The organism is Zoogloea sp. (assembly GCF_041904905.1).
Taxonomy (GTDB): Bacteria; Pseudomonadota; Gammaproteobacteria; order Burkholderiales; family Rhodocyclaceae; genus Zoogloea.
The window spans coordinates 60,550-83,218 of sequence record NZ_JAYRMI010000010.1; the positions used below are offsets into that span (position 1 = coordinate 60,550).

Consider the following 22,669-nt stretch of genomic DNA (forward strand, 5'->3'; position numbering starts at 1 on the left):
CATGACCGATCACATCCCCGCCCACCCCGACGCCTCGCCCCTGGGCAAGCCCGTCGCCTACGCCGCGCACTACGCGCCCGAGCTGCTCTTCCCCATCGCCCGCCAGGGCAAGCGCGACGAGATCGGCGTGGCCGCCGGGCCGCTGCCGTTTGTGGGCGAAGACCTGTGGAACGCCTACGAAGTCTCGTGGCTGGGCCCCCGGGGCAAGCCGGCGGTGGCGCTGGCGCAGTTCCGCGTGCCGGCCGATTCGCCCAATCTGGTCGAATCCAAGTCCTTCAAGCTCTACCTCAACGCCTTCAACCAGACCCGGCTCGCCAGTGTCGATGAACTCGCCGCCACGCTCACCCGCGATCTGTCGGCCGCCGCCGGCGCGCCGGTTTCGGTGAAGGTCGAGCCCCTCTCCGCCCGGCCCCAGCGCCCGATGGGCTACCCCAGGGGCGTGCTGCTGGATGAACTCGACATCGCCATCGACCAATATTCCCCCGCGCCCGGCCTGCTCCGCGCCGACGCCAGCCAGCCGGAAGTCGCCGAAACCCTGTATTCGCACCTCCTCAAGTCCAACTGCCTCGTCACCGGCCAGCCGGACTGGGCGATGGTGGTGCTGCGCTACCGCGGCGCGCCCATCGACCGCGAGGGCCTGCTGCGCTACATCGTGTCCTTCCGCCAGCACAACGAATTCCACGAACAGTGCGTCGAGCGCATCTTCATGGACGTGATGCGCCAGTGCCAGCCCACCAGCCTGTCGGTGTGGGCACGCTACACCCGTCGCGGCGGGCTCGACATCAACCCGGCCCGACGCACGCCCGATCTGCCGCCGCCGCCCGATTTCTCCGAGATCCGCCAATGACCGCCCCCGACCTGCTCCAGCCGGACGTCGCCCTCGACGCCCTCAACACCCTGCGCCTGCCGGCCCGCGCCGCGTGGTTTGCCGCAGTCGAGTCGGCCGACGCGCTTCGCGCCGTGCTCGACGATGCGCGCGTCGCCGGCCTGCCGCGCTTCGTGCTGGGCGGCGGATCGAATCTGGTGCTCGCCGGCGACTTCCCCGGCCTGGTGCTGAAGGTCGCCTTCCACGGCCGGAGCCGCGTGCAGGAAGACGCCGACGCCTTCTACATCCGCGCCGGCGGCGGCGAGAACTGGCACGACTTCGTGCGCTGGACGCTCGACATGGGCTGGCCCGGCCTCGAGAACCTCTCGCTCATCCCCGGCACCGTCGGCGCCGCGCCGGTGCAGAACATCGGCGCCTACGGCATCGAGATGGCCGAGCACTGCTACAGCCTGCGCGCCTACGATCTGGAAACCGGCAAGACGGTCGGCTTCGACAAGCGCGACTGCGCCTTCGGCTACCGGGACAGCTTCTTCAAGCGGGCCGGCGCCGGGCGTTATCTCATCGCCGCCGTCACCTTCCGCCTGCCCAAGAAGTGGCAGCCCCGCACCGGCTACGCCGACGTGGCCCGCGAACTGGAAGCCCGCGGCATCGCCAACCCCACCCCGCTGCAGGTGTCGGACGCCGTCATCGCCATCCGCCGTCGCAAGCTGCCCGACCCGGCCGAAATCGGCAACGCCGGCAGCTTCTTCAAGAACCCGGTGGTGTCGGCCGACGCCTACGCCCGCCTCGCCGCGGATTTCCCCAGCCTGCCCCACTACCCGCAGCCCGACGGCAGCCAGAAGCTCGCCGCCGGCTGGCTCATCGAGCAGGCCGGCTGGAAGGGCAAGCGCCTGGGGCCGGTGGGCTGCTTCGAGCGCCAGGCGCTGGTGCTGGTCAACCACGGCGGCGCCTCGGGCGAGGACGTGCGCGCCGCCAGCAAGGCCGTGCAGGCCGACGTGCGCGCCCGTTTCGGGGTCGATCTGGAGCCGGAGCCGGTCTTCGTGGGCGGCTGACCCGCCGCCACCCCGGCGGCATGGCCGCCCTAAAGCTTTTCAGCGCCGTGCCGAAAACCGCACATCCTCACCGATGTACGGAGTGCTCCCATGGCAGTTGAAGAACGGCGCGGCAGCAGCGCCCTCACCCCCGACCTGGACTGGAGCCAGGTGCGTGAAACCGTGCTCATGCTCGAGCTGGCGGTCGGCCAGATCGATTCGGCGCTGAAGGAAGGCAACAGCTCGGTCGAGGTGCTCACCGACTCCTTCACCTCGATGGCCGGCTACATGCGCATGATGGGCCAGGCCCTCGAATCCCTGCCCGACACCCCCGCCACCGCCGACCTCAAGGCCGCCCTGATCGGTCACGCCAGCGAAGTGACCGGCCGCGTCCAGCGCTCGATCGTCGCCTTCCAGTTCTACGACAAGCTCTCCCAGCGGCTGGCCCACGTCTCCCACAGCCTGGAAGCCCTCGGCTGCCTCGTCACCGACCAGCGCAAGCTCTACAACCCCTTCGAGTGGGTGGCCCTGCAGGAGAAGATCCGCGCCAAGTACTCCACCCGCGAAGAGCTGGAGATGTTCAACGCGGTGATGCAGGGCATGCCCGTGAAGGAGGCCCTGGAGCACTACAAGGCCGAAATGAAGGACAAAGGCGACGACGTCGAACTCTTCTAGACAGCAGCCGATAAGCCTACTGCGCGCCACGATCCTGCGACTCCAGTGCTCGCCGTACTCTTGCACGGCTGCGCGCCTCGTCGCAGCCTCGCGGCGCTCGCGACCGCTTCTCGACCACGGTCTTACTTACGTTTCAGCCACAAGGCCCGGGCGTATCCCGACGTCGGGTCGCGCGACCCCGCACTTTTTTGTAAGCGAATCCGGCCCCTGCGCCATGTCGGCGGCAAAGGCGTAAACTGCGCGGCTTTCCGCTCCCGCCCACCGGATTCCGCTTCGCCATGCCGTCCGTCATCCATTTCTCCGACCCCGCCCCCGACCCTGTCGAAGACCGCCCCGCCCTCAGCCGGGCCATCGGCACGCCGCCGCTGCGCCTCACCGCCGAACGCTACCGCGCCGAAGATGGCGCCCTGTCCATCGGCGAGTGGGCCTGCGAGCCCGGCGCCTGGCGGATCGCCTTCCACCCGGGGCGCCACGAATTCTTCCAGGTGCTCCGCGGCCGGCTGCGCATCGTGGATACCGCCGGCAACGCCCGCGAGTTCGGGCCCGGCGACGCGGGCATCATCCCCGCCGGCTTCATCGGCACCTTCGAGGTGATCGAGCGCGTCGAGAAGCGCTACGCGATGCTCGACCGGGCCTGAAACCTCGTCTCCAGCCAGCCCGCCAGGGCTTCGGCCGCCGCGGGCCAGGGCCGGTCCAGCATCAGCATGTGGCCGCAGCCCGGCACCGTCACCGACTGCGCCCGCCACGCCAGGGTGGTGAAGAACAGCATCGACGGCGGGAACACCGCATCCGCCCCGCCGCCCATCACCAGCGCGGGCAGCGACGGCCGGCGCCCGGTGCGCAGGAAGGGCAGCGCCGCCATCTCGGCCACCGCCCGGTCGGATTCGCGCTCCATCATCGGCAGGAACTCCGCCATCTCCCGGTGGGGCATCGCCGGCGAAAAGTACACCTCGGTCATCACCCGGAAAGTCGCCTCGGTGGGCCGGCCCGACACCGCGTTGGGCAACTCGGCGAAGAAATCCGGCCGGGTGAGGGCCAGCCGGCTGGCCGACCCGCCCGTGCCCGACGGTGGCACCGGCGCCATCAGCACCACCCCCGCCGCCCGGCCGCCCCCGATCAGATAACGCTCCACCACCTGGGTGCCCATCGAATGGCCCACCAGCACCGGCAATGCGGGCAGGCCGTCCACCGCCTCGGCCACATCGGCGGCGTAGTCGTCCAGGCCGAACGCGTCGATCTGCGCATGCCCGCCGCTCTCCCCGTGGCCGGACAGATCCAGCGCGTAGCAGTCGAAGCCCCGTTCATTCAAGAAGGGGATGAAATGCAGCTGCCAGCAGCGGGCGTTGGTGTAGGCGCCATGGACGAAGAGCAAGGGCGGCAGGCCCTTGGGGCAGGCGGACGGGTGGCGATGGACGGCGAGAGAACGGGCAGGCATGACGGGCTTCCGGAAAATGCGGGCAACAGCCGCATTCTGGCACGCCGACGCACCCGGCCGGATGACAAACCGGACACCCGGGCCGGCGGATGGCCGGGCTAGAATGGCCGTCCCAAAACCAGAACCCATCCGGAGAACATCATGAGCATCCACATCGTCGCCCGCTTCACCGCCAGGCCCGACACCATCGACGCCCTGCGCAGCCTGCTGCTGGGCATGCTGGAACCGACCCGCAAGGAGGCCGGCTGCATCCGCTACGAGCTGCTGAACAACACCGCCGACGCCACCGATTTCACCTTCGTCGAGGAGTGGGCCAGTCAGGCCGCCATCGACGCCCACATGCAGACCCCGCACCTGAAGGCCGTGCTGGTGGATTCCGCCCCGCTGGTGGCCTGCCCGGTGGACGTGCGCTTCCTCACCGCCGCGGGCTGAAGCACCGATCCGGCACGTCCGACTGCCAGGCCTGGAGGTCGGACTGCCAGCAGCGCCCCTCTGACTGCCAGAGCGGGCCCTCAAAGGGCAGGGCCAGCGGCTCGGACCTCCTCGCCCGGAGCCCAGACTGCCACGAACGGGCCTTCGAGCGCCAAGCTTGTCAGTCAACGCACCACGAATGCACCAAAAAGGGGCATCAGTGGCGCTTTAACCCCAAGCGCTGGAGCTTCGAGCACCAACACTAGCCCCCGGACTGCCAAAGCTGGCAGAAAAACTGCCAACCTGCGCCCTCAGACCGTTGCCTCGGCCCGGTTAAACCACGCCAGCTTGTCGGCCAGCGCCACCACCTCGCCGACGATCAACAGCGCCGGGGGGCGGATGCCCGCCGCCGCCGCCACCTCGGGCAGGGTTGAAAGGGTGCCGGTGACCACCCGCTGGTTGGCGCGGGTGCCGTTCTCCACCAGCGCCGCGGGCGTATCGGCCCCGCGCCCGTGCTCGATCAGCGCCGCGCAGTGGGCCTGGAGCATGCCCACGCCCATGTAGATCACCGCGGTCTGGTTGGGCCGGGCGAGGGCCACCCAGTCCAGCGCCGACTCGCCGGCCCGGCGATGGCCGGTGGCAAACACCACCGACTGGGCGTAATCCCGATGGGTGAGGGGAATCCCCGCGTAGGCGCCCGCCCCGCAGGCCGCGGTGATGCCCGGCACCACCTCGAAGGGCACGCCGGCCTCCAGCAGCTCTTCCAGCTCCTCGCCGCCGCGGCCGAAGATGAAGGGGTCGCCGCCCTTCAGCCGCACCACCTGCCGGCCCTCCCGGGCCAGGCGCACCAGCAGGCGGTTGATCTCCTCCTGGGGCAGAGTGTGGTGGCCGGCCTCCTTGCCCACGTAGATGCACTCGGCGTCCGGTCGGGCCAGATCGAGGATGCCCTCGCCCACCAGATGATCGACCACCAGCACTTCGGCGCTGGCGATCAGCCGCGCGGCGCGCAAGGTGAGGAGTTCCGGATCGCCCGGGCCCGCCCCGACGAGGAAAACCCGCCCCACGCCCTGCCCGTCCCGCGGAACCGGCGGCGTCTCCGCCACCCCGACCGCGCGCCCGAAGGGCCCATCGCCGGCGACGGGCGACCGGGCCCGATCGACGCTGCGGCCCAGGATGTCCGCCAGCGATCCAGGGCCGACATAGCGCGAAACCGGACGGCGGCGCATCCGGTAAAAGTCTGTCACACGCTCCAGTTCCATGGTCGCTCCCTCAATCGCTTGTCGTTGCTGCGGACTGTAACAACTTCACCCTCCAGGGCAAATTGACTGCAATCAAGGACTTCGAACACCCCCCCGCTCAATGATCCGCCCCGCAGGAACATCAATCGCACCTTTTCTTGAAGGGAGACAGAACATGACGAGACGTGGAATCTGGTATGCGGGCTTCTTCGCCCTCGCGGCACTGCCGCTGACCATCGGCAGCGCCTTCGGCCAGGGCACCACCGCCCTCACCGCCGAAGAAAAGGCGCAGGCCAAGAAGATCTACTTCGAACGCTGCGCCGGCTGCCACGGCGTGCTGCGCAAGGGCGCCACCGGCAAGAACCTCGAGCCGCACTGGACCAAGACCCTGAAGGACGGCACCAAGCTCGAGGGCGGCACGACCAAGCTCGGCACCGGCCGTCTCGAGAAGATCATCGGCTACGGCACCGAAGGCGGGATGGTCAACTTCGACGACATCCTGACCAAGGAAGAGATCAACCTGATGGCCCGCTACATCCAGGAAACCCCGGATGTGCCGCCCGAGTACAGCTTCAAGGAGACCCTGGACTCCTGGAAGGTCATCGTGCCGGTGGAGCAGCGCCCGAAGAAGCAGATGAACAACATCAACCTCAAGAACGTGTTCTCGGTGACGCTGCGCGACACCGGCGAGGTTGCGCTGATCGACGGCGATACCAAGGAAATCCGCAGCATCGTCAAGACCGGCTACGCGGTGCACATCTCCCGCCTGTCCGCCTCCGGTCGCTACGTGTACGTGATCGGCCGCGACGGCCGTCTGTCGCTGATCGACCTGTGGATGGAGAAACCCGCGGTCGTGGCCGAAGTGAAGATCGGCTTCGATGCCCGCTCGGTGGACACCTCCAAGTTCAAGGGCTTCGAAGACAAGTACGCCGTGGCCGGCTCCTACTGGCCGCCCCAGTACGTCATCATGGACGGCGACACCCTCAAGCCGCGCAAGGTGGTTGGCACCCGCGGCATGACCGTCGACGGCGAGTACCACCCGGAACCCCGCGTGGCCTCCATCGTGGCCTCCTTCACCAAGCCGGAATGGGTCATCAACATCAAGGAGACCGGCCAGATCCTGCTGGTGGACTACTCCGACATCGAGAACCTCAAGACCACCACCATCGGCTCCGCCAAGTTCCTGCATGACGGCGGCTGGGACGCCTCCAAGCGCTACTTCCTGGTGGCCGCCAACGCCTCCAACAAGATCGCCGCGGTGGATACCAAGACCGGCAAGCTGGCCGCGCTGGTCGATGTGGCCAAGATCCCGCACCCGGGCCGGGGCGCCAACTTCGTCCATCCCAAGTTCGGTCCCGTCTGGGCCACCGGCCACCTGGGCGCCGACGTGGTCACCCTGATCTCCACCCCGTCCGAAGAGAAGCAGTACGCCAAGTACAAGGACAACAACTGGAAGGTGGTCCAGGAGATCAAGCACGTGCCGGGCAACCTGTTCGTGAAGACCCATCCGAAGTCCAAGCACTTCTGGGCCGACTCGCCGCAGAACCCGGACAAGGATCTGGCCGAGTCCGTCGCCGTGTGGGACATGGCCGACCTCTCCAAGCCGAAGGCCATCCTCAACGTGGCCAAGGATTCCGGCCTGCCCGAGACCAAGGCGGTCAAGCGCGCAGTGCATCCGGAGTACAGCGCCGACGGCAAGGAAGTGTGGATCTCCCTGTGGGGTGGCAAGACCGACCAGTCCGCCATCGTGGTGTATGACGACGCGACCCTGAAGGTCAAGAAGGTCATTACCGATCCGAAGATGATCACCCCGACCGGCAAGTTCAACGTCTACAACACCCAGCACGACATCTACTGATGAGCCGCAGGCCGGCCCTCCGGGGCCGGCCGAACGCTCCCCGCCAAGAGGGAACCCACCATGGCAACGCCGCCCACCCAAGAACAACCGCCCCGCACCGGCCTGTGGGCCCGCCTGCGTCGGCCCAGCGCACGCTACTCACTGATCGGCCTGCTCACCACGGGCATGATCCTGGGGGTGCTTTTCTGGGGCGGCTTCAACACCGCCATGGAAGCCACCAACCAGATGGACTTCTGCATCTCCTGTCACGAAATGCGCGACAACGTGTACCAGGAGTACAAGCAGACCATCCACTACTCCAACCGCACCGGCGTCCGCGCCACCTGCCCGGACTGCCACGTCCCCAAGGACTGGACCCACAAGATCATCCGCAAGGTTCAGGCTTCCAAGGAAGTCTATGGAAAGATCATGGGCACCATCGACACCAAGGAGAAGTTCGAAGCCAAGCGGCTCGAACTGGCCCGCCACGAATGGGAACGGATGAAGGGTTCCGATTCGCGCGAATGCCGCAACTGTCACAGCTTCGACGGCATGAAGGCCGACGCCCAGAAGCCCCGCGCCCAGAAATCCCACGAGCTGGCGCAGAAGAACAACGAAACCTGCATCGACTGCCACAAAGGCATCGCCCACAAGAAGCCGGAAGGCATGACCGACGAGGACGAGTGAGCCCACCGCCCGTCTCCACACTTTGACAGGAGTACCCACCATGAACATCCGTTTCACCGCCGTTGCCGCCGGCCTCGTCTTCGCCTTCGGCGCCGGCAGCGCCGCCGCCGCTCCCGACTGGGCCAAGGTGCCCACCAAGAAGATCACCGTCTTCTACCCGGGCGTCTCGCCCATCGAGTGGATCACCAAGGGCACCGAACACGGCGGCGCCAAGGGCCTCAAGAAGGGCGAGAACTGCACCGGCTGCCACGAAGAAGAAGTGGCGGACATGGGCAAGAAGATGGCCAGCGGTCAGAAGATCGAGCCGGCTCCGATCCCCGGCAAGGCCCCGTCCATCGCCGTGGGCGTGCAGGCCGCCCGCGACGACGCCAACCTGTACATGCGCTTCACCTGGAAGAAGCCCGCCGCCTCCACCGGCGGCGCCAAGATGGACGCCAACAACCAGGTCAAGCTGGCCTTCATGCTCGAAGGCGGCAAGGTCGAGCTGGCCGGTCAGGCCGGCTGCTGGGCCACCTGTCACACCGACGCCCGCACCATGCCCGGCGCCGCCGACACCAAGACCAAGTACGTCACCGGCGGCTCCGTCGCCAGCGGCAAGTTCTACGATCTGCTCCAGTGGCGCAGCAAGGACAAGGCCGTGGATGGCTACGTGGCCGACAAGCGCGTGATGGAAGGCGGCAAGGGGCTGGTCGAAGCCAAGGGCGAGCTGAAGGGCGACACCTGGACCGTCACCTTCACCCGCAAGCTGGCCGGCGGCGAAGGCGACGTGACCCTCGAACCGGGCAAGGTCTACAACTTCGGCTTCGCGATCCACGACGACCACGCCAGCGGACGCTTCCACCACGTCTCCCTGGGCTACACCCTGGGCATCGACGCCAAGGCGGACATCACCGCCGCCAAGTAAGCCCGACCCGTGGCTTGCCGGCACCTGCGGGGCGTGATCGCCCCGCTGCTGCTCGCGGCGGCGCTGCCCAGCATCGCCGCCGAGCACATCGACATCGACATCCGCGACTACCGCTTCGCGCCGTCGACCGTCCGCATCCGGGTGGGCGACACCGTGCGCTGGACCAACCGCGAGGTCCGCACCAGCCACTCCATCTACTTCACGGGCCCCGACAGCTTCGAATCCGAACGCCTCTTCCCCGGCGAACAGTGGAGCCGGCGCTTCGACACGCCCGGCCGCCACCCCTACCGCTGCGGTCCGCACCCCGAGATGGAAGGCAGCGTCGACGTCCTCCCCGACTGAGCGCCGACGCCCCCGGCCCCACGCGGCCCGGCCTTCTTGACACCCATCAATGCCCCTGCCGGCGTGTCGCCCTACTGTGAGCCCCGTTGCCTCAAGGAGCGAATCGATGGACCGTCCGCTGCTGATTCACGTTGCCGTGCTGCTGGGCCTCACCGCCCTCGCGGTGAGCACCGCCCAATCCGCCGAACCGCCCCAGCCCGACCCCACCCGCCAGAAGGCGCTGGTGCATCTGGTGCGCCAGGACTGCGGCTCCTGCCACGGCATGCGCCTCGCCGGCGGCCTGGGGCCGGCCCTCACCCCGGCGCGGCTGGCCGACTGGCCCGACGACGCCCTCGTCGCCACCATCCTCCACGGCCGCCCCGGCACCGCCATGCCCGGCTGGCAGCGCTTCGTGACCGAAGACGAAGCCGGCTGGATCGTCGCCCGCCTCAAGCAGGGCTTCCCGACCCTGGACTGACCCCATGCCCACCCTCAAGCGCATCGCCGCCGCCCTCCTCGCCAGCCTGGCCCTTGCCGGCTGCAGCAGCCTGCCCCCCGACGCCGTGCGCGGCACCGGCGACCTGGGCGTCGTCATCGAGCGCGCCGCCGGCCGCGTCAAGGTGGTCGAGCACAGCCACGACAGCATCCTCGGCACCGTCGACGGCCTCGGCGACCTCTCCCATGCCCACGTCGCTTTCTCGCGGGACGCCCGCTACGCCTACGTGTTCGGTCGCGACGGCGGGCTCACCAAGGTCGATCTGCTCGCCCGGCGCATCGACCGGCGGGTGATCCAGGCCGGCAATTCCATCGGCGGCTCGGTGTCTCAGGATGGCCGGCTGGTGGTGGCCCAGAACTACGAGCCCGGCGGCATCAAGGCCTTCGACGCCGACACCCTCGAACTCGTCGCCGACGTGCCCGCCGAATACGCCCCGGGCAAGTTCTCCCGGGTGGTCGGCCTCGCCGACATCCCCGGCCAGCGCTTCGTGTACGCCCTGTTCGACGCCGACGAGATCCGCGTCACCGACTTCTCCAACCCGAAGAAGCCCGTCACCACCCGCTACCCCGCCGGCCGCCAGCCCTACGACGGCCTCGTGACGCCCGACGGGCGCTACTTCCTGGCCGGCCTGTTCGGCGAGGACGGCATCTCGCTGCTCGACCTGTGGAAGCCCGAAGCCGGGGCGAAGAAGATCCTCGCCGGCTACGGCCGCGGCGAAGAGAAGCTGCCCGTCTTCAAGATGCCCCACCTGCGCGGCTGGTCCCTGGCCGCCGGTCGGGCCTGGCTGCCCGCCATCGGCCGCCACGAAGTGCTCGTCGCCGACGCCGCCAGCTGGAAGGAGACCGGCCGCGTGCCCGTCAAAGGCCAGCCGGTGTTCGTGATGGCCCGGCCCGACGGGCGCCAGGTGTGGGTCAACTTCGCCTTCCCCGACAACGAATGGGTACAGGTCATCGACACCGTCGAGCAGCGCGTGATCCACACCTTCAGCCCCGGCAAGGCCGTGCTGCACATGGAGTTCAGCCCCCGCGGCGACGAGGTATGGCTGTCGGCCCGCGACAGCAACCGGGTGACGGTGGTGGATACCGCCAGCTTCGCCACCCGCAAGGAACTCGCCGCCGACGCGCCGTCCGGCATCTTCTTCACCTCACGCGCCCAGCGGATCGGGTTCTGACATGCTCGCCACCGATCTCGAATTCCGCCTCCTCAACGACTTCCAGCGCGGCTTTCCGCTGGTCGCCGACCCCTGGGCGGCCATCGGCGCGCGGCTCGGCTGCGGCGCCGCCGACGTGCTCGCCCACCTCGCCAGCCTGCGCGACCAGGGCAAGATCAGCCGGGTCGGCCCGGTGTTCGCCCCCAACCGCATCGGCGCCAGCACCCTCGCCGCGATGGCCGTGCCGACCGCCGACCTGCCGCGGGTGGCGGCCATCGTCAGCGCCTTCGCCGGGGTCAATCACAACTACCGGCGCGAGCACCGCTACAACCTGTGGTTCGTCGCCAACGCCGCCGACGAGGCCGAACTCGCCGCGCTCCTGGCCACCATGGGCACCGCCACCGGCTGCCCGCCGATCAGCCTCCCGCTGGTCGAGGAATACCACATCGACCTGGGCTTCGACCTCGCCAGCGGCCGGCGCACCCGCCACGCGGTGGGCCAGCCGGTTACCCGGCGCGGTCTCGACGCCGCCGAATGGCGCCTCATCCACGCCCTCCACGACGGCCTGCAGTGGCAGCCGCGCCCCTTCCGGGCGGTGGCCGACGCCGCCGGCCTGTGCGAAACCGACGTCCTGGCCACCCTCGCCGGCTGGCTCGACGAAGGGCTGATGCGCCGCTTCGGGGTGGTGGTGCGCCACCGCGAGCTGGGCTACCGGGCCAACGCCATGTGCGTGTGGGCCGCCCCCGACGACCAGGTCAGCCGCCTCGGCCACCTCCTCGCCGGGCAGGACGGCGTCAGCCTGTGCTACCGCCGCAAGCGCCCCGGGCCCGACTGGCCCTACACCCTGTTCTGCATGATCCACGGCCACAGCCGCGACGCCGTCGAGGCCCGCCGCCACGAGATCGCCCAGGCCGTCGGCCTCGCCGACCTGCCCGCCGCGGTGCTGTTCTCCACCGACTGCTACAAGCAATGCGGCGCCCGCTACCGCGCCCCCGATGCCGCCCCCCCGCCGCGCGTGGGCCAGCCACTGCCGGGGCTCGCCGCATGAGCGCCCGCCCCGCCCCCGCCGCCCTCGACGACCTCGACCGCCGCATCGTCAACGCCCTGCAGGGCGGCTTTCCGATCACCGACGAGCCCTACCGCGAGGTCGCCGAAACCCTCGGCACCACCGAAGCCGAACTCCTCGCCCGGCTCGAACGCCTGCTCGCCAGCAAGGTGCTCACCCGCTTCGGCCCGATGTTCCAGATCGAACGCCTGGGCGGGCGCTTCGTGCTGGCCGCGCTGGCCGTGCCCGAAGACCGCTTCGCCGAAGTCACCGAGCGGGTCAACGCCCTGCCCGAAGTCGCCCACAACTACCGCCGCGAGCACCGCCTCAACATGTGGTTCGTGCTCGCCACCGAGACGCCCGACGGCATCGCCGACGCCACCCGGCGCATCGAGGCCGCCACCGGGCTCACCGTGTTCGCCTTCCCCAAGCTGCGCGAATTCTTCGTGGACATGAGGCTCAAGGCATGAGCACCGCCCCGCCGCCCGACGACCTCGACCGCCGCCTCGTCATCGCCACCCAGGCCGGCCTGCCGCTGGTGCCGCGGCCCTACGATGCGCTCGCCGAACAGCTCGGGGTGAGCCCCGACGAGGTCAAGCGGCGCCTCGCCGCCATGCTCGACGCCGGCCGCATCCGCCGCATCGGCGCAGTGCCCAACCACTACGCCCTGGGCTACACCGCCAACGGCATGTCGGTGTGGGACGTGGACGACGCCCGCATCGCCGCGCTGGGCGAAGCCGTCGGCCGGCTGGATTTCGTCACCCACTGCTACGAGCGCCCCCGCGCCCTGCCCGACTGGCCCTACAACCTCTTCGCGATGGTGCACGGCCACGACCGCGCCACCGTGCTCGCCCACATCGACGAGATCGCCGCCCTCCTCGGCCCGGCCTGCCGCCAGCACGACGTGCTGTTCTCCAGCGCCATCCTCAAGAAGACCGGCCTGCGGATCGGCAGCGGCGGCTAACGCCCGCGCCGGGCAGCGCCGCGCGGGTGCGGCCCTTCAGGCCGGCACGCCCTCGCCGTAGACCGGGTATCGCGCACTGTCCGGCGGGGGTATCGGCCGCCGGCGGCGCGTATTACCGTTCACCCACGACGCGTCTTCGCCCTTTCGCCCGCTCTCGCCCGCCATGTCCATCCGCTCGCTCATCGGCGCCCCCCTCGCCACCCCCCTCGCCACCCTCCTCGCCACCCTCCTCGCCGCCTGCCTCACCCTGCTGCCGGGCCTCGCCGCCGCAGAGGGCGGCCCCCTCACCATCAGCACCAACAGCACGCCCCTCGACCGGCGGGCGCTGGAACTCATCGCCCACGAAGGCTTCCAGCGCCTCGGGCTGGAGGTCAAGGTGGTAAGCCTGCCCTCCGAACGCTCGCTGATCGCCGCCAACCTGGGCGAGGTGGACGGCGAGGGCCTGCGCATCGGCGGCCTGAGCGCCCAGTACCCCAACCTCGTGCAGGTGCCCGAACGCTTCGTGCGGATCAGCTTCGTGGCCTTCGCCAGGGACGCCACCATCAACCTCGACAACGGCTGGGACAGCCTCAAGCCCTACCGCATCGCCTTCATCAACGGCTGGAAGATGTTCGAGGCCAACGCCACCGGCGCCCGGGTGGTGCACAAGGTGGACAAGCCCGAGCAGATGTTCCGCATGCTCGACGACGGCCGCGTCGACCTGGTGCTGTACACCCGCGCCGACGGCGAGCAGCTGGTGCGCAGCCTCGGCATGCCCAGCATCGCCCCGGTCTCGCCGCCGCTGCGCGACGTGGACCTCTACCTCTACCTCCACCGCCGCCATCAGGCGCTGGTGCCGCGGCTGGGGCAGGCGATCCGGGACCTCAAGGCCGACGGCAGCTACAACCGCATCCTCTCGGCGATCCACTAGAATCCGGTCATGACCGACCGCCGCCCGCCCCCCGAGACGCCCCCCCACGACCGCCTTGGCCTCACCAGCCGGGTCGCCCGGCGGCTCATGCTGTGGGCGGTGCTGGTGGGCGGCATCGGCATGCTGGCGGTGTCGATCGGCGAATCCATCTACGACTACCGCCAGCGCATCGAGCACACCGAAGCCCAGCTCGAATCCCTCGGCGAGTTCATCGCCCCGGCCCTGGCCAAGAGCGCCTGGGCCTTCGACCGGGAGCAGATCGAGCTGCAGCTGGTGGGCTTCAGCGAACTCACCGACGTCTCCGCGGTGCGCCTCGACCTCAAGGGCCAGCCGCCCCTGCGCTTTGGCGCCAGCGATCTCTCCGACGACACCCACGAGCACGTCCGCCCGGTGATCTACTACGAGGACGACCGCACCCACAACCTGGGCACCCTCACCCTCATCAAGGATCTGCGCGACGACCGGGCGGCGATGGCCCGGGTGTGGGTGGCCACCGTGGTCGGCAACGGGCTGGTGATCCTGCTCGTCACCGGGGTGCTGGCGCTGATCTACCAGACCGTCGTCACCCGCCGGCTGGTGGCCATCGCCCGCCGGGTGCGCCAGGTGACCGCCGACGACCTGCGCGACGCCGCCCGCGGCAAGGCCCTCGAACCGCTGCTCGAACCCCTGCTCGAACCCGGCGCCGACCGGGACGAGGTGGACGAGCTGGCCGCCTCCATCGACGCCCTGCAGCGCACCGGCAGCGAAGCCCTGCTGGCCGCCGCCCGCAACGAGGCACGTTTTCGCGCGGTGATCGAGAGCATGACCGAAGGCATGCTCACCACCGACCGGGCGGGCCACATCCTCTCCGCCAACGCCGCCGCCGAAGACATGCTGGGCTACGGGCGTGGCGAGCTGATCGGCCTGCCCGCCGCCAGCCGGATCGGCCTGGCCGGCCCCGACGGCGAGGCCCCGCTGCCCGACCTGGACGCGCTGCTCGGGCGGGTCTCGGAAGTCCAGGCCAGCCGCAAGGACGGCCAGCGCTTTGCGGCGGAACTGAGCGTGTCGCGCATGTCCGAGCCGGACGACATCCACCACGTGCTGATCCTGCGCAACCTGGCCGAACGCCGCAAGGCCGAGATCGCCGAAGCCGCCAGCATCGCCAAGAGCGCCTTCCTGGCCAACATGAGCCACGAGATCCGCACCCCGATGAACGCCATCATCGGCATGGCCCACCTGCTGCGCCGGGACGGCGTCACCGCCCGTCAGGCCGAACGCCTGGACAAGATCAATGTGGCCGGCCAGCACCTGCTGGAGGTCATCGACACCATCCTCGACCTGTCCAAGATCGAAGCCGGCAAGTTCACCCTCGACGAGACCGAGGTGAACGTGGGCGCCATCATCGCCAACGTCTCGTCCATGCTCTACAGCCAGACCCAGGCCAAGAAGCTGCGCCTGCTGGTCGACGCCCAGGGCGTGCCCGCCGCGCTGCTGGGCGACCCCACCCGGCTGCAACAGGCCCTGCTCAACTACGCCACCAACGCGGTCAAGTTCACCGACTCGGGCAGCATCACCCTGCGCGCCTTCCCGGTGGAACAAGACGCCGACAGCGTGCTGCTGCGCTTCGAGGTGGAAGACACCGGGATCGGCCTCGCCCCGGCGGTGGCCGAGCGCCTGTTCAACAACTTCGAGCAGGCCGACAACTCCACCACCCGCCGCTACGGCGGCACCGGGCTGGGGCTGGCGATCACCCGCCGCTTCGCCCAGCTGATGGGCGGCGAGGCCGGCGTGGTGAGCGCCCCCGAGACCGGCAGCCGCTTCTGGTTCACCGCCCGCCTGCGCCGCGGCGGCGGCGCCAGCGCGCCCGCCGGCCGCAGCGAGAGCCGCTCCGCCGAGGAGATCCTGATCCGCGACCACCGGGGGCGGCGCATCCTCATCGTCGAGGACGAAGAGGTCAACCGCGAGGTGACCCTGTGCCTGCTCGAAGACCTGCGCCTGCGGGTGGATATTGCCGAGAACGGCCAGCAGGCGGTGGAGCTGGCCCGCCACAACGCCTACGACCTGATCCTGATGGACATGCAGATGCCGGTGATGGACGGCCCCACCGCCACCCGGGCCATCCGCGCCCTGCCCGGCGGCGCCTTCGTGCCCATCCTGGCGATGACCGCCAACGCCTTTGCCGAAGACAAGGCCCTGTGCTTCGAGGCCGGCATGAACGACTTCATCGCCAAGCCCGTCGACCCCGACCACCTCTTCGAGGCCCTGCTCAAGTGGCTGTCCCGGGCCGTGCCCGGCCGCCCGGGCTAAACCTCCAGCCGCTTCACCAGCGTCAGCACCGCCCGGTGGGTGGGCGCCGGCAGGCCGTGGCGGTCGGCCAGCGCCAGCAGCACGCCGGTGATCGCGTCGATCTCGGTCTTCCGGCCCGCCAGCACGTCCTGCAGCATGCTCGCCCGATTGGCGCCGGTGGCGCTGGCGACGGCCGCCACCCGGGCGTGGGCGGCGGCCTCGTCGAGCAGCAGCCCTTCGGCCCGGAGCACCGGCCAGGCCTCGGCCACCAGCGCGTCCAGCAGCGCCCGGTGGGGCGGCGCCAGCAGTTCGCCGTTGCGCACCCGAAAGATCGCCGCCAGGGGGTTGATGGCCACGTTCACCAGCAGCTTGGCGAGGCGCGCCGCGGCGATCTCCGGCTCCACCCGGGCGCGCAGCCCGGCCGCCCCCAGCAGTTCGGCCACCGCCTCGAAACCCGGCGGCAGCAGGGTGTCCCCGGCGCCGGCGGGCTGCACGGCCAGCCCATCGCGGAACGCCCCTTCGGTGGTGATGCCCTGCCCCACCGGCAGGCCGGCGCAGGCATCCCGCAGCACGTCCTCCACCAGCCCGTTCTGCAGCGACACCACGCCCCGCGGCGCCAGCGCCCGGGCGGTGAGCGCCGCGTCGCGGGTGTCGCCGGTCTTCACCAGCAGGATCGCCCAATCCGCTGCCGGGGCGTCGTCCGGCCCGAAGGCTTCCGGGACGAAGCGTTCGCCGCCCACCGTCACGCCCTGCCGCAGCGCTGCCGCCCGCGCGCCGCTGCGGGCGATCAGCGCCACAGGCCCGACCTTCGCCAGCCGGGCCGCAAAGTGCAGCCCCAGCGCCCCGGCGCCGACGATGGCCAGCGGATAGCGCCCGGCCCTCACTGCACCGCCCCCGGCCCGATGCTGAGGGTGCCGCCCTGCTGCACCAGGCTGAAGTGGCGCAGCACGTTCATCCCCAGGAGCGCGTGCTCGCCCAGCGCCGGCATCACCGCCACCTGGGCGTTGCGCACCTCGAAGCCGCCGAAGCGGATCGACGGCACCCGGGCCACGCAGCCCTCGGCGGTGCCGTTGGCGGTGTGGAAGCTGGCGCGGCGGCAGCAGCCGGGCTCGTCGGCATGGCGGGTGTCGAAGCCCACCGCCGGGCATTCGCGGATGCCCAGCTCGGTGCCCAGCCGGGCGGGGATCGAGGTAAGGCTGGCGCCGGTGTCGACGATGAAGCTCACCGGCCGCCCCGCCACCTCGCCGGGCACCCGGTAGCCGCCGTCGCTGCGCCGCAACGCCAGGCGCTCGCCCGGCAGCACCCGCAGCGTCGTGTCGCCCCGCGCCCGGTCGAGCCACAGGCTGGCCCCGGCGGCGGCGAGGGCGAGCAGCAGCGTCCAGAACAGCGCCGGGCCCAGCCAGCCGGTGGGGCCGGCGGATGGCCGCCGTGGCACCTCGCCGGCATTCAGGCGCGCCCGCACCGAAGCCACGCGGGCGTCCTTCTCGGCATCGCTGCGGCGAAAGCGCGCCGCCTGCTCTTTGCTGTCTTCGCTCATGGGTGCTCCACCGCTTCGGTGCGGCGATGATAGGCGATCAGCCCGCCGGCCGCGGCGGCACAGGCTCATCCGGCGGCGGCGCGGGGGGCGTCCAGTCGGGGGGCGGGGCCAGCGGCGCGGGCTGCGCCTCGGGCAGGGGCGGTGTTTCCGGCCGGGCCGGGCGGCGGCTGCGGCGGGGCTCGGGCGGCGGCGCCTCGGGTTCGGCGCTGGCGAAGAGCCCGGTCAGCCACTTCCAGCCGCGCCGGAAGACGCCCGGCGTCTCCTTCGACACGAAGCGTGCCTTGCCATCCACCAGCCGGTTGCGCAGGGCGTAGTGGAAGGCGTCGCCCACGATGGGCAGCGCACTCTTGGCGCCCTGGCCCCAGTAGTCGCTGCGCAGGGTGATCCGGTTGTCGTTGAAGCCCACCCACGCGCCGCCCACCAGCTGCGGGTGCATCAGGATGAACCAGCCGTCGGTGTTGTCCTGGGTGGTGCCGGTCTTGCCGGCGAGGTCGGCGGAGAGCCCGAACTGGTTGCGGATCGCCGCCCCGGTGCCCCGGTCCACCACGCCGCGCATCGCGTCCAGCAGCGTCCACGCCGCGGCGGGGTCGAGGGCGTTTTCCGGCTCGGCCGGGGCGAACTCGGCCAGCACCTTGCCGTCCCGGTCCTCGATGCGGGTGACGAACATCGGCTCCCGGTATTCGCCGCCGCTGGCGATGGTGGTGTAGGCGGCGACCATCTCCCGCAGCGTCACCGGGCTGGTGCCCAGGGCCAGGGACGGCACCGCCTCCAGCGGGCTCTGGCGCACGCCCATCGCGCGGGCGAGCTTGGCCACCCGGTCCGCGCCCACCTGCTCCACCAGCTGGGCGGTGATGCGGTTGCGGGAATACACCAGCCCGTCGCGCAAGGTCATCGGCTTGCCGCTGGGGGGTGCCTCGTCGGTGGGCTGCCAGCGCTCGCCGTTGGGGAGCGGGATGTCCACCGGCCGGTCGATCAGGGTGTCGTCCGGGCGCAGGCCCTTGTCGAAGGCGGCGCCATACACGAAGGGCTTGAAGGTGGAGCCCGGCTGGCGGCGGGCCTGCTGGACGTGGTCGAAGGGGTCCTGCACGAAATCCCGGCTGCCCACCCAGGCGCGCACCTGCCCGCCGCGGGGGTCGATGGCCACAAAGCCCACCTGCACGCGGGTCTTGTCGCGGCGCAGGGCGTCGATGAAGGCGGCGTCCGCAGCGAGGCGGGCCTCGGCCTCCTCCGGCGTCTGGCCGGCGGCCACGGCGGCGCGGAATTCCTTGGTTTCACGGATGAAGGCCGACACCAGCGCCGGGCTGCCGGCCCAGCCCGTGCGCCCGGCCCAGGCCCGGTCGGCCAGCCCCTGCAGCTGGTTGCCCCGGCGGATCACCGCCTGGGTGGCCTGGGCCTGCAGGCGCGCGTCGAGGGTGGTGCGCACCACCAGCCCGTCGGCGTAGATGTTGTAGTCGTTGCGGTCGGCCCAGCCGATCAGCCACTTGCGCACCTGCTGGGCAAAGTGGGGGGCCGGGCCGGGGGCCTCCAGCTGGCGCTCGAAGTCGATGCGCAGGGGCTTCTTCTGGAGGGCGTCCAGCCGCGCCTCGTCGAGCTTGCCGCGCTTCGCCATCTGGGCCAGCACGGTGTTGCGGCGGGCCACCGCGCGCTCGGGGTTGATGACCGGGTTGTAGTAGCTGTTGCCCTTGAGCATCCCCACCAGGGTGGCGGCCTCCAGCACATCCAGCCGGCGGGCCGGCTTGTCGAAATAGGTGCGCGCCGCCATCTCGATGCCCCAGGCGTTGTAGAGGAAGGGCACGGTGTTGAGGTAGGTCTCGAGGATCTCGTCCTTCGAGTACACCGCCTCGATCTTGAGCGCGGTGATCGCCTCCTTCAGCTTGCGGTTGATCGAGCGGGCCCGGCCCACTTCGTCCGGGAAGAGGTTGCGGGCGAGCTGCTGGGTGAGCGTCGAGCCGCCCTGCTTGTCGCCCGAGAAGGTGCGCAGCATGGCCCCGCCCAGGCGGTAGAAGTCGATGCCGCGGTGCGCGTAAAAGCGGTGGTCCTCGGTGGCGATCAGCGCCGCCGTCACCTGGGGCGAGATGTCCGCCAGCCCCACCCACTCCCGGTTGGCCCACTTGAACACCGCCAGCTCCTTGCCATCCGCCGACAGCACCCGCGCCGGCTGCTCCAGCTTGGCCTTGCGGATGTCGCCGATGCCCGGCGTGAAGGGGATCAGCACCAGCACCCACAGCACGAAAGCCAGCACCACCCCCAGCGCCCCCCGCCCCACCTCCCGCCCCGTAGGCCAGCGCAGCCGGGCCAGCAGCGGGCGGAGACGGTCGAGGGTGCGCAGCAAGGCGGGCGGGAAAGGCATCGGGCGGGCGGAAACGCGGGGGAAGGCGGGGTTTTAACACATCCGGAGCGGGGTTTCTGCCCCCCCCTGCCGCCCCGGTGTGCGCCGGGCAGCGCCCCCGCGGCCCCGCGGCCAAGGCTGGCCAACAGGACAACCGGCGCCACCCCAACGCACGACGCAGCAAGCCCGGCCCGCGCGGGGCACCGGCCCTCGACCGCCTCGACGGGCTCACCGGCGCCCCCCGAACAGCCTGCGGACCGCCGCCGCCGGCCCAGCCCGGAGCCATCCCGAAAGCATTGAATTGGGATACCATCCACCCCCGTCGATGACAATCGGCTCAACCCGTGGTCATCGCCACCGTTTTCCACTCACATCCCGGAGACATCTGATGAATCAAGACCTCGTCGCCATCGAACTCAGCCAGGCCGATCTCGACGCCATCGACGGCGCCCTGGCGGTGCTTGAAGCCAAGCTCGACCGGCTCATCGTGCTCACCCCCGAACAGCGCCACAAAGCCCTCAAGATGGGCGACAAATCCGAGGTGTTCTGCCGCCAGACCGAGATGGTGCTGCGCCAGAACCCCGGCATGGTGCCCGGCGACTTCTCGCTGGACGACTACCGCCTCGATCTGGCCGCCCTCGACGCCCTGCGCCCGCGCCTGCAGCGCCTGCGCACCCTCACCGACCGCGCCGACGACACCGAGCTGGCCCTGGGCAGCGACATCATGAGCGCCGCCCTCGACGGCTACCGCTTCGCCAAGATCGCCGGCAAGGGCACCGCGCTGGATTCCCTCAAGGAGGCCATGCAGGTCCGCCTCTCCCGCAAACCCCGCGACCCCGGCAAACCCGCGGCCTGATCGCCGCCCCGCGCCTGCGCCTCGCCCACCGGCGAGGCGGCCCCGGCGCCCCGGGGCAGGCGCCCAACATCCGGCCGGCCCTGCTCCCGGACCGGCAGCACAATCCCCTGGCCCGGCCCGACCCTCCCCAAGCCCCGGCCGACCCGCTCAAAGCCCCAAACCTGGCACTCCGGGAATGGATGCGTCACTCCCAAAGCCCCAGGCGAGAGACTTTGGGACACCGACCTTGTGTCGCCCGGATAGGGCACGTCACTCGAAAAGCCCCAAGGCTGGGTCTTTTTGCCCCACGCGAGAGACAAAAAGACCAAGGTCGCCTATCCGGACGACACACCCCCTGTATCCCCAAGCCCCAGACCTGGGACTTTTTGCCCCAAGCGAGGGACTCCCGGCATGACGCGCCTATCCGGGAGAGGGTCGCGAGTATCCCGGAGATAGTCGCGTGGGGCTTTGGGATAGGCGGGCGGGGGTTGGAGAGGGGCGTGAGGCATCGGGAGCGACGCAGGTGGGCTGCGCCTCCACCCGCCCCTCACGCTCCCTCACCGCCCACCCTGTAGGTTGGACTTCAGTCCGACACCAACACCCACCCAAGCCATGCTGTCGGACTGAAGTCCGACCTACAGACCGAGCGCAGGAACGGGTCACCGAAGCCACCCCCGCAGCACACCCCGCGGGCAGGCCGCAGCGGAACGGCGGGAAAACGACACCGCCAGCCCGCCGATCAGTCACCCACGCAGCCCGTGGCAGTGCTTGAAGCGCTTGCCGGAGCCGCAGGGGCATGGGGCTCTTCAGGCAGACGAAGAAGCCTCGCTGGGCGGGTCGGCGGTGGTGTGAGGATCGGGATGCAGGCGCTGCTGGAGGTAGGCAATCGCGGCTGCGGTCTCACGGGCGTCTGGATGGTCGGGGCCGAGCACACGCTGCTGGTCAGGCAGTAGCGCCTCGAACAGCGCCAGCGCCTTGGCCGCGTCGCCACACCCGCCGATCCAGACGGCAATGTTGTAGCGCGTAATAAGGGTTTCCGGATGGTCGGGGCCGAGCACCCGCTGCCGGTCGGGCAGCAGCGCCGCGTACAGCGCCAGTGCCCTGCCCCCATCGCCGCTCTCGCCGGTACAGTGGGCGATGTTGGCGCGCGTCCTGAGGGTGTCCGGATGGTCGGAGCCGAGCGCACGCAGCCGGTCGGGCAGCAGCGCCTCGAACAGCGTCAACGCCTTGTCCACATCGCCACACTCGCCGGTCAAGTGCGCGATGTTATAGCGTGTGGTGAGTGTGTCTGGATGATCGGAGCCAAGTACCCGCTCCCGATCGGGCAGCAGCGCCTCGCACAGTGTCAACGCCTTACGCGCGTCGCCGCACTCACCGGCCCACCGAGCAATATTGTTGCGCGTAGTGAGTGTGTCCGGATGGTCGGGGCCAAATACCCGCTCCCGGTCGCGCAGCAGCGCCTCGCAGAGTGCTAACGCCTTACGCGCGTCGCCGCACTCGCCAGTCAACCAAGCGATGTTGAGACGCGTGCTGAGTGTGCTTGGATGGTCGGAACCGAGTACCCGCTGCTGGTCGGGCAGCAGCGCCTCGCACAGTGCCCGCGCCTTGCCGACATCACCGCTCTGACCGGTCCAATGAGCGATGTTGAGACGCGTGATGAGTGTGCTTGGATGGTCGGAACCGAGTACCCGCTGCTGGTCGGGCAACAATGCCTCGAACAGCGCCAACGCCTTACGTGCGTCGCCGCACTCGCCAGTCCAGCCAGCGATGTTG

23 protein-coding genes and 1 pseudogene are annotated in these 22,669 nt (G+C 70.2%); 17 read left to right on the top strand and 7 right to left on the bottom strand.

Annotated features, from left to right (window positions below):
* The first annotated feature begins 1 nt into the window (after position 1).
* The 4 genes from queF (at position 2) to ACE3N6_RS04875 (ending at position 3,170) form a co-directional block, all read left to right on the top strand.
* Positions 2-847, top strand: a complete 846-nt coding sequence (gene queF / locus ACE3N6_RS04860; protein ID WP_374244056.1) for an NADPH-dependent 7-cyano-7-deazaguanine reductase QueF — start codon at positions 2-4, stop codon at positions 845-847.
* Entirely contained in the window at positions 844-1,878 is a 1,035-nt protein-coding gene (gene murB, locus ACE3N6_RS04865; protein ID WP_374244057.1) for a UDP-N-acetylmuramate dehydrogenase, read from the top strand. The genes queF and murB overlap by 4 nt, the downstream gene beginning before the upstream one ends.
* Before the next feature lie 90 nt (positions 1,879-1,968).
* Positions 1,969-2,532, top strand: a complete 564-nt coding sequence (locus ACE3N6_RS04870) for a hypothetical protein (protein ID WP_374244058.1) — start codon at positions 1,969-1,971, stop codon at positions 2,530-2,532.
* A gap of 278 nt (positions 2,533-2,810) precedes the next feature.
* The gene (locus ACE3N6_RS04875) at positions 2,811-3,170 is read left to right on the top strand and encodes a cupin domain-containing protein (RefSeq protein ID WP_374244059.1); all 360 of its coding nucleotides are present in this window, start codon (positions 2,811-2,813) and stop codon (positions 3,168-3,170) included.
* Here the strand turns inward: ACE3N6_RS04875 and ACE3N6_RS04880 are convergent.
* Complete coding sequence (locus ACE3N6_RS04880; RefSeq protein ID WP_374244060.1) at positions 3,146-3,967, bottom strand: alpha/beta hydrolase; 822 nt, start codon at positions 3,965-3,967, stop codon at positions 3,146-3,148. The two genes, ACE3N6_RS04875 and ACE3N6_RS04880, sit on opposite strands and share 25 nt — an antisense overlap.
* A 141-nt stretch (positions 3,968-4,108) precedes the next feature.
* On the opposite strand from ACE3N6_RS04880, the gene ACE3N6_RS04885 reads away from it, so the two are divergent.
* Positions 4,109-4,399 carry a putative quinol monooxygenase gene (locus ACE3N6_RS04885; protein WP_374244061.1) on the top strand — a complete coding sequence of 97 codons (291 nt, stop codon included), beginning with the start codon at positions 4,109-4,111 and terminating at the stop codon, positions 4,397-4,399.
* Positions 4,400-4,689: 290 nt separating this feature from the next.
* On the opposite strand, the gene cobA is transcribed toward ACE3N6_RS04885, so the two are convergent.
* Positions 4,690-5,637, bottom strand: a complete 948-nt coding sequence (cobA, locus tag ACE3N6_RS04890; RefSeq protein ID WP_374244062.1) for a uroporphyrinogen-III C-methyltransferase — start codon at positions 5,635-5,637, stop codon at positions 4,690-4,692.
* A gap of 154 nt (positions 5,638-5,791) precedes the next feature.
* Here cobA and ACE3N6_RS04895 point away from each other — a divergent pair, with 154 nt between their 5' ends.
* The 11 genes from ACE3N6_RS04895 (at position 5,792) to ACE3N6_RS04945 (ending at position 16,216) form a co-directional block, all read left to right on the top strand.
* Positions 5,792-7,474, top strand: a complete 1,683-nt coding sequence (locus tag ACE3N6_RS04895; RefSeq protein WP_374244063.1) for a cytochrome D1 domain-containing protein — start codon at positions 5,792-5,794, stop codon at positions 7,472-7,474.
* Positions 7,475-7,534: 60 nt separating this feature from the next.
* Positions 7,535-8,140 carry a NapC/NirT family cytochrome c gene (locus tag ACE3N6_RS04900; RefSeq protein ID WP_374244064.1) on the top strand — a complete coding sequence of 202 codons (606 nt, stop codon included), beginning with the start codon at positions 7,535-7,537 and terminating at the stop codon, positions 8,138-8,140.
* Positions 8,141-8,180: 40 nt separating this feature from the next.
* Positions 8,181-9,044, top strand: coding sequence for an ethylbenzene dehydrogenase-related protein (locus ACE3N6_RS04905; RefSeq protein ID WP_374244065.1), 864 nt, complete (start codon positions 8,181-8,183; stop codon positions 9,042-9,044).
* Positions 9,045-9,053: 9 nt separating this feature from the next.
* The gene (locus ACE3N6_RS04910) at positions 9,054-9,386 is read left to right on the top strand and encodes a plastocyanin/azurin family copper-binding protein (protein WP_374244066.1); all 333 of its coding nucleotides are present in this window, start codon (positions 9,054-9,056) and stop codon (positions 9,384-9,386) included.
* Positions 9,387-9,492: 106 nt separating this feature from the next.
* The gene (locus ACE3N6_RS04915; RefSeq protein ID WP_374244067.1) at positions 9,493-9,843 is read left to right on the top strand and encodes a cytochrome c; all 351 of its coding nucleotides are present in this window, start codon (positions 9,493-9,495) and stop codon (positions 9,841-9,843) included.
* Between the two features lie 4 nt (positions 9,844-9,847).
* Positions 9,848-11,032, top strand: coding sequence for a cytochrome D1 domain-containing protein (locus ACE3N6_RS04920; protein ID WP_374244068.1), 1,185 nt, complete (start codon positions 9,848-9,850; stop codon positions 11,030-11,032).
* Position 11,033: 1 nt separating this feature from the next.
* On the top strand, positions 11,034-12,059 hold the full coding sequence (locus tag ACE3N6_RS04925) for an Lrp/AsnC family transcriptional regulator (RefSeq protein WP_374244069.1): 1,026 nt from the start codon (positions 11,034-11,036) through the stop codon (positions 12,057-12,059).
* On the top strand, positions 12,056-12,526 hold the full coding sequence (locus tag ACE3N6_RS04930) for an AsnC family transcriptional regulator (RefSeq protein ID WP_374244070.1): 471 nt from the start codon (positions 12,056-12,058) through the stop codon (positions 12,524-12,526). Before ACE3N6_RS04925 ends, ACE3N6_RS04930 begins: the two co-directional genes overlap by 4 nt.
* Positions 12,523-13,020 carry an AsnC family transcriptional regulator gene (locus ACE3N6_RS04935; protein ID WP_374244071.1) on the top strand — a complete coding sequence of 166 codons (498 nt, stop codon included), beginning with the start codon at positions 12,523-12,525 and terminating at the stop codon, positions 13,018-13,020. Before ACE3N6_RS04930 ends, ACE3N6_RS04935 begins: the two co-directional genes overlap by 4 nt.
* Positions 13,021-13,183: 163 nt before the next feature.
* Positions 13,184-13,930 carry a substrate-binding periplasmic protein gene (locus tag ACE3N6_RS04940; protein ID WP_374244072.1) on the top strand — a complete coding sequence of 249 codons (747 nt, stop codon included), beginning with the start codon at positions 13,184-13,186 and terminating at the stop codon, positions 13,928-13,930.
* A 9-nt stretch (positions 13,931-13,939) separates the two neighbouring features.
* Positions 13,940-16,216, top strand: a complete 2,277-nt coding sequence (locus ACE3N6_RS04945; protein WP_374244073.1) for a response regulator — start codon at positions 13,940-13,942, stop codon at positions 16,214-16,216.
* Here ACE3N6_RS04945 and ACE3N6_RS04950 read toward each other — a convergent pair.
* The 3 genes from ACE3N6_RS04950 to ACE3N6_RS04960 are packed head-to-tail and all read right to left on the bottom strand — an operon-like array spanning position 16,213 to position 20,082.
* Complete coding sequence (locus ACE3N6_RS04950) at positions 16,213-17,079, bottom strand: ketopantoate reductase family protein (RefSeq protein ID WP_374244074.1); 867 nt, start codon at positions 17,077-17,079, stop codon at positions 16,213-16,215. The genes ACE3N6_RS04945 and ACE3N6_RS04950 overlap by 4 nt on opposite strands.
* Positions 17,076-17,732: a TIGR02281 family clan AA aspartic protease gene (locus ACE3N6_RS04955; RefSeq protein WP_374244075.1), complete on the bottom strand. Its 657-nt coding sequence runs from the start codon at positions 17,730-17,732 to the stop codon at positions 17,076-17,078. The genes ACE3N6_RS04950 and ACE3N6_RS04955 overlap by 4 nt, the downstream gene beginning before the upstream one ends.
* Positions 17,733-17,769: 37 nt before the next feature.
* Entirely contained in the window at positions 17,770-20,082 is a 2,313-nt protein-coding gene (locus ACE3N6_RS04960) for a penicillin-binding protein 1A (protein ID WP_374244076.1), read from the bottom strand.
* A 367-nt stretch (positions 20,083-20,449) separates the two neighbouring features.
* Here ACE3N6_RS04960 and ACE3N6_RS04965 point away from each other — a divergent pair, with 367 nt between their 5' ends.
* Positions 20,450-20,917: a hypothetical protein gene (locus ACE3N6_RS04965; RefSeq protein ID WP_374244077.1), complete on the top strand. Its 468-nt coding sequence runs from the start codon at positions 20,450-20,452 to the stop codon at positions 20,915-20,917.
* Between the two features lie 722 nt (positions 20,918-21,639).
* On the opposite strand, the pseudogene ACE3N6_RS04970 reads toward ACE3N6_RS04965, so the two are convergent.
* Both ACE3N6_RS04970 and ACE3N6_RS04975 read right to left on the bottom strand, forming a co-directional pair.
* A pseudogene (locus ACE3N6_RS04970) lies at positions 21,640-21,699 on the bottom strand (SEC-C metal-binding domain-containing protein); the annotation flags it as partial.
* A 3-nt stretch (positions 21,700-21,702) separates the two neighbouring features.
* The coding region (locus ACE3N6_RS04975; RefSeq protein WP_374244078.1) for a tetratricopeptide repeat protein at positions 21,703-22,669 on the bottom strand (967 nt) is incomplete at its 5' end.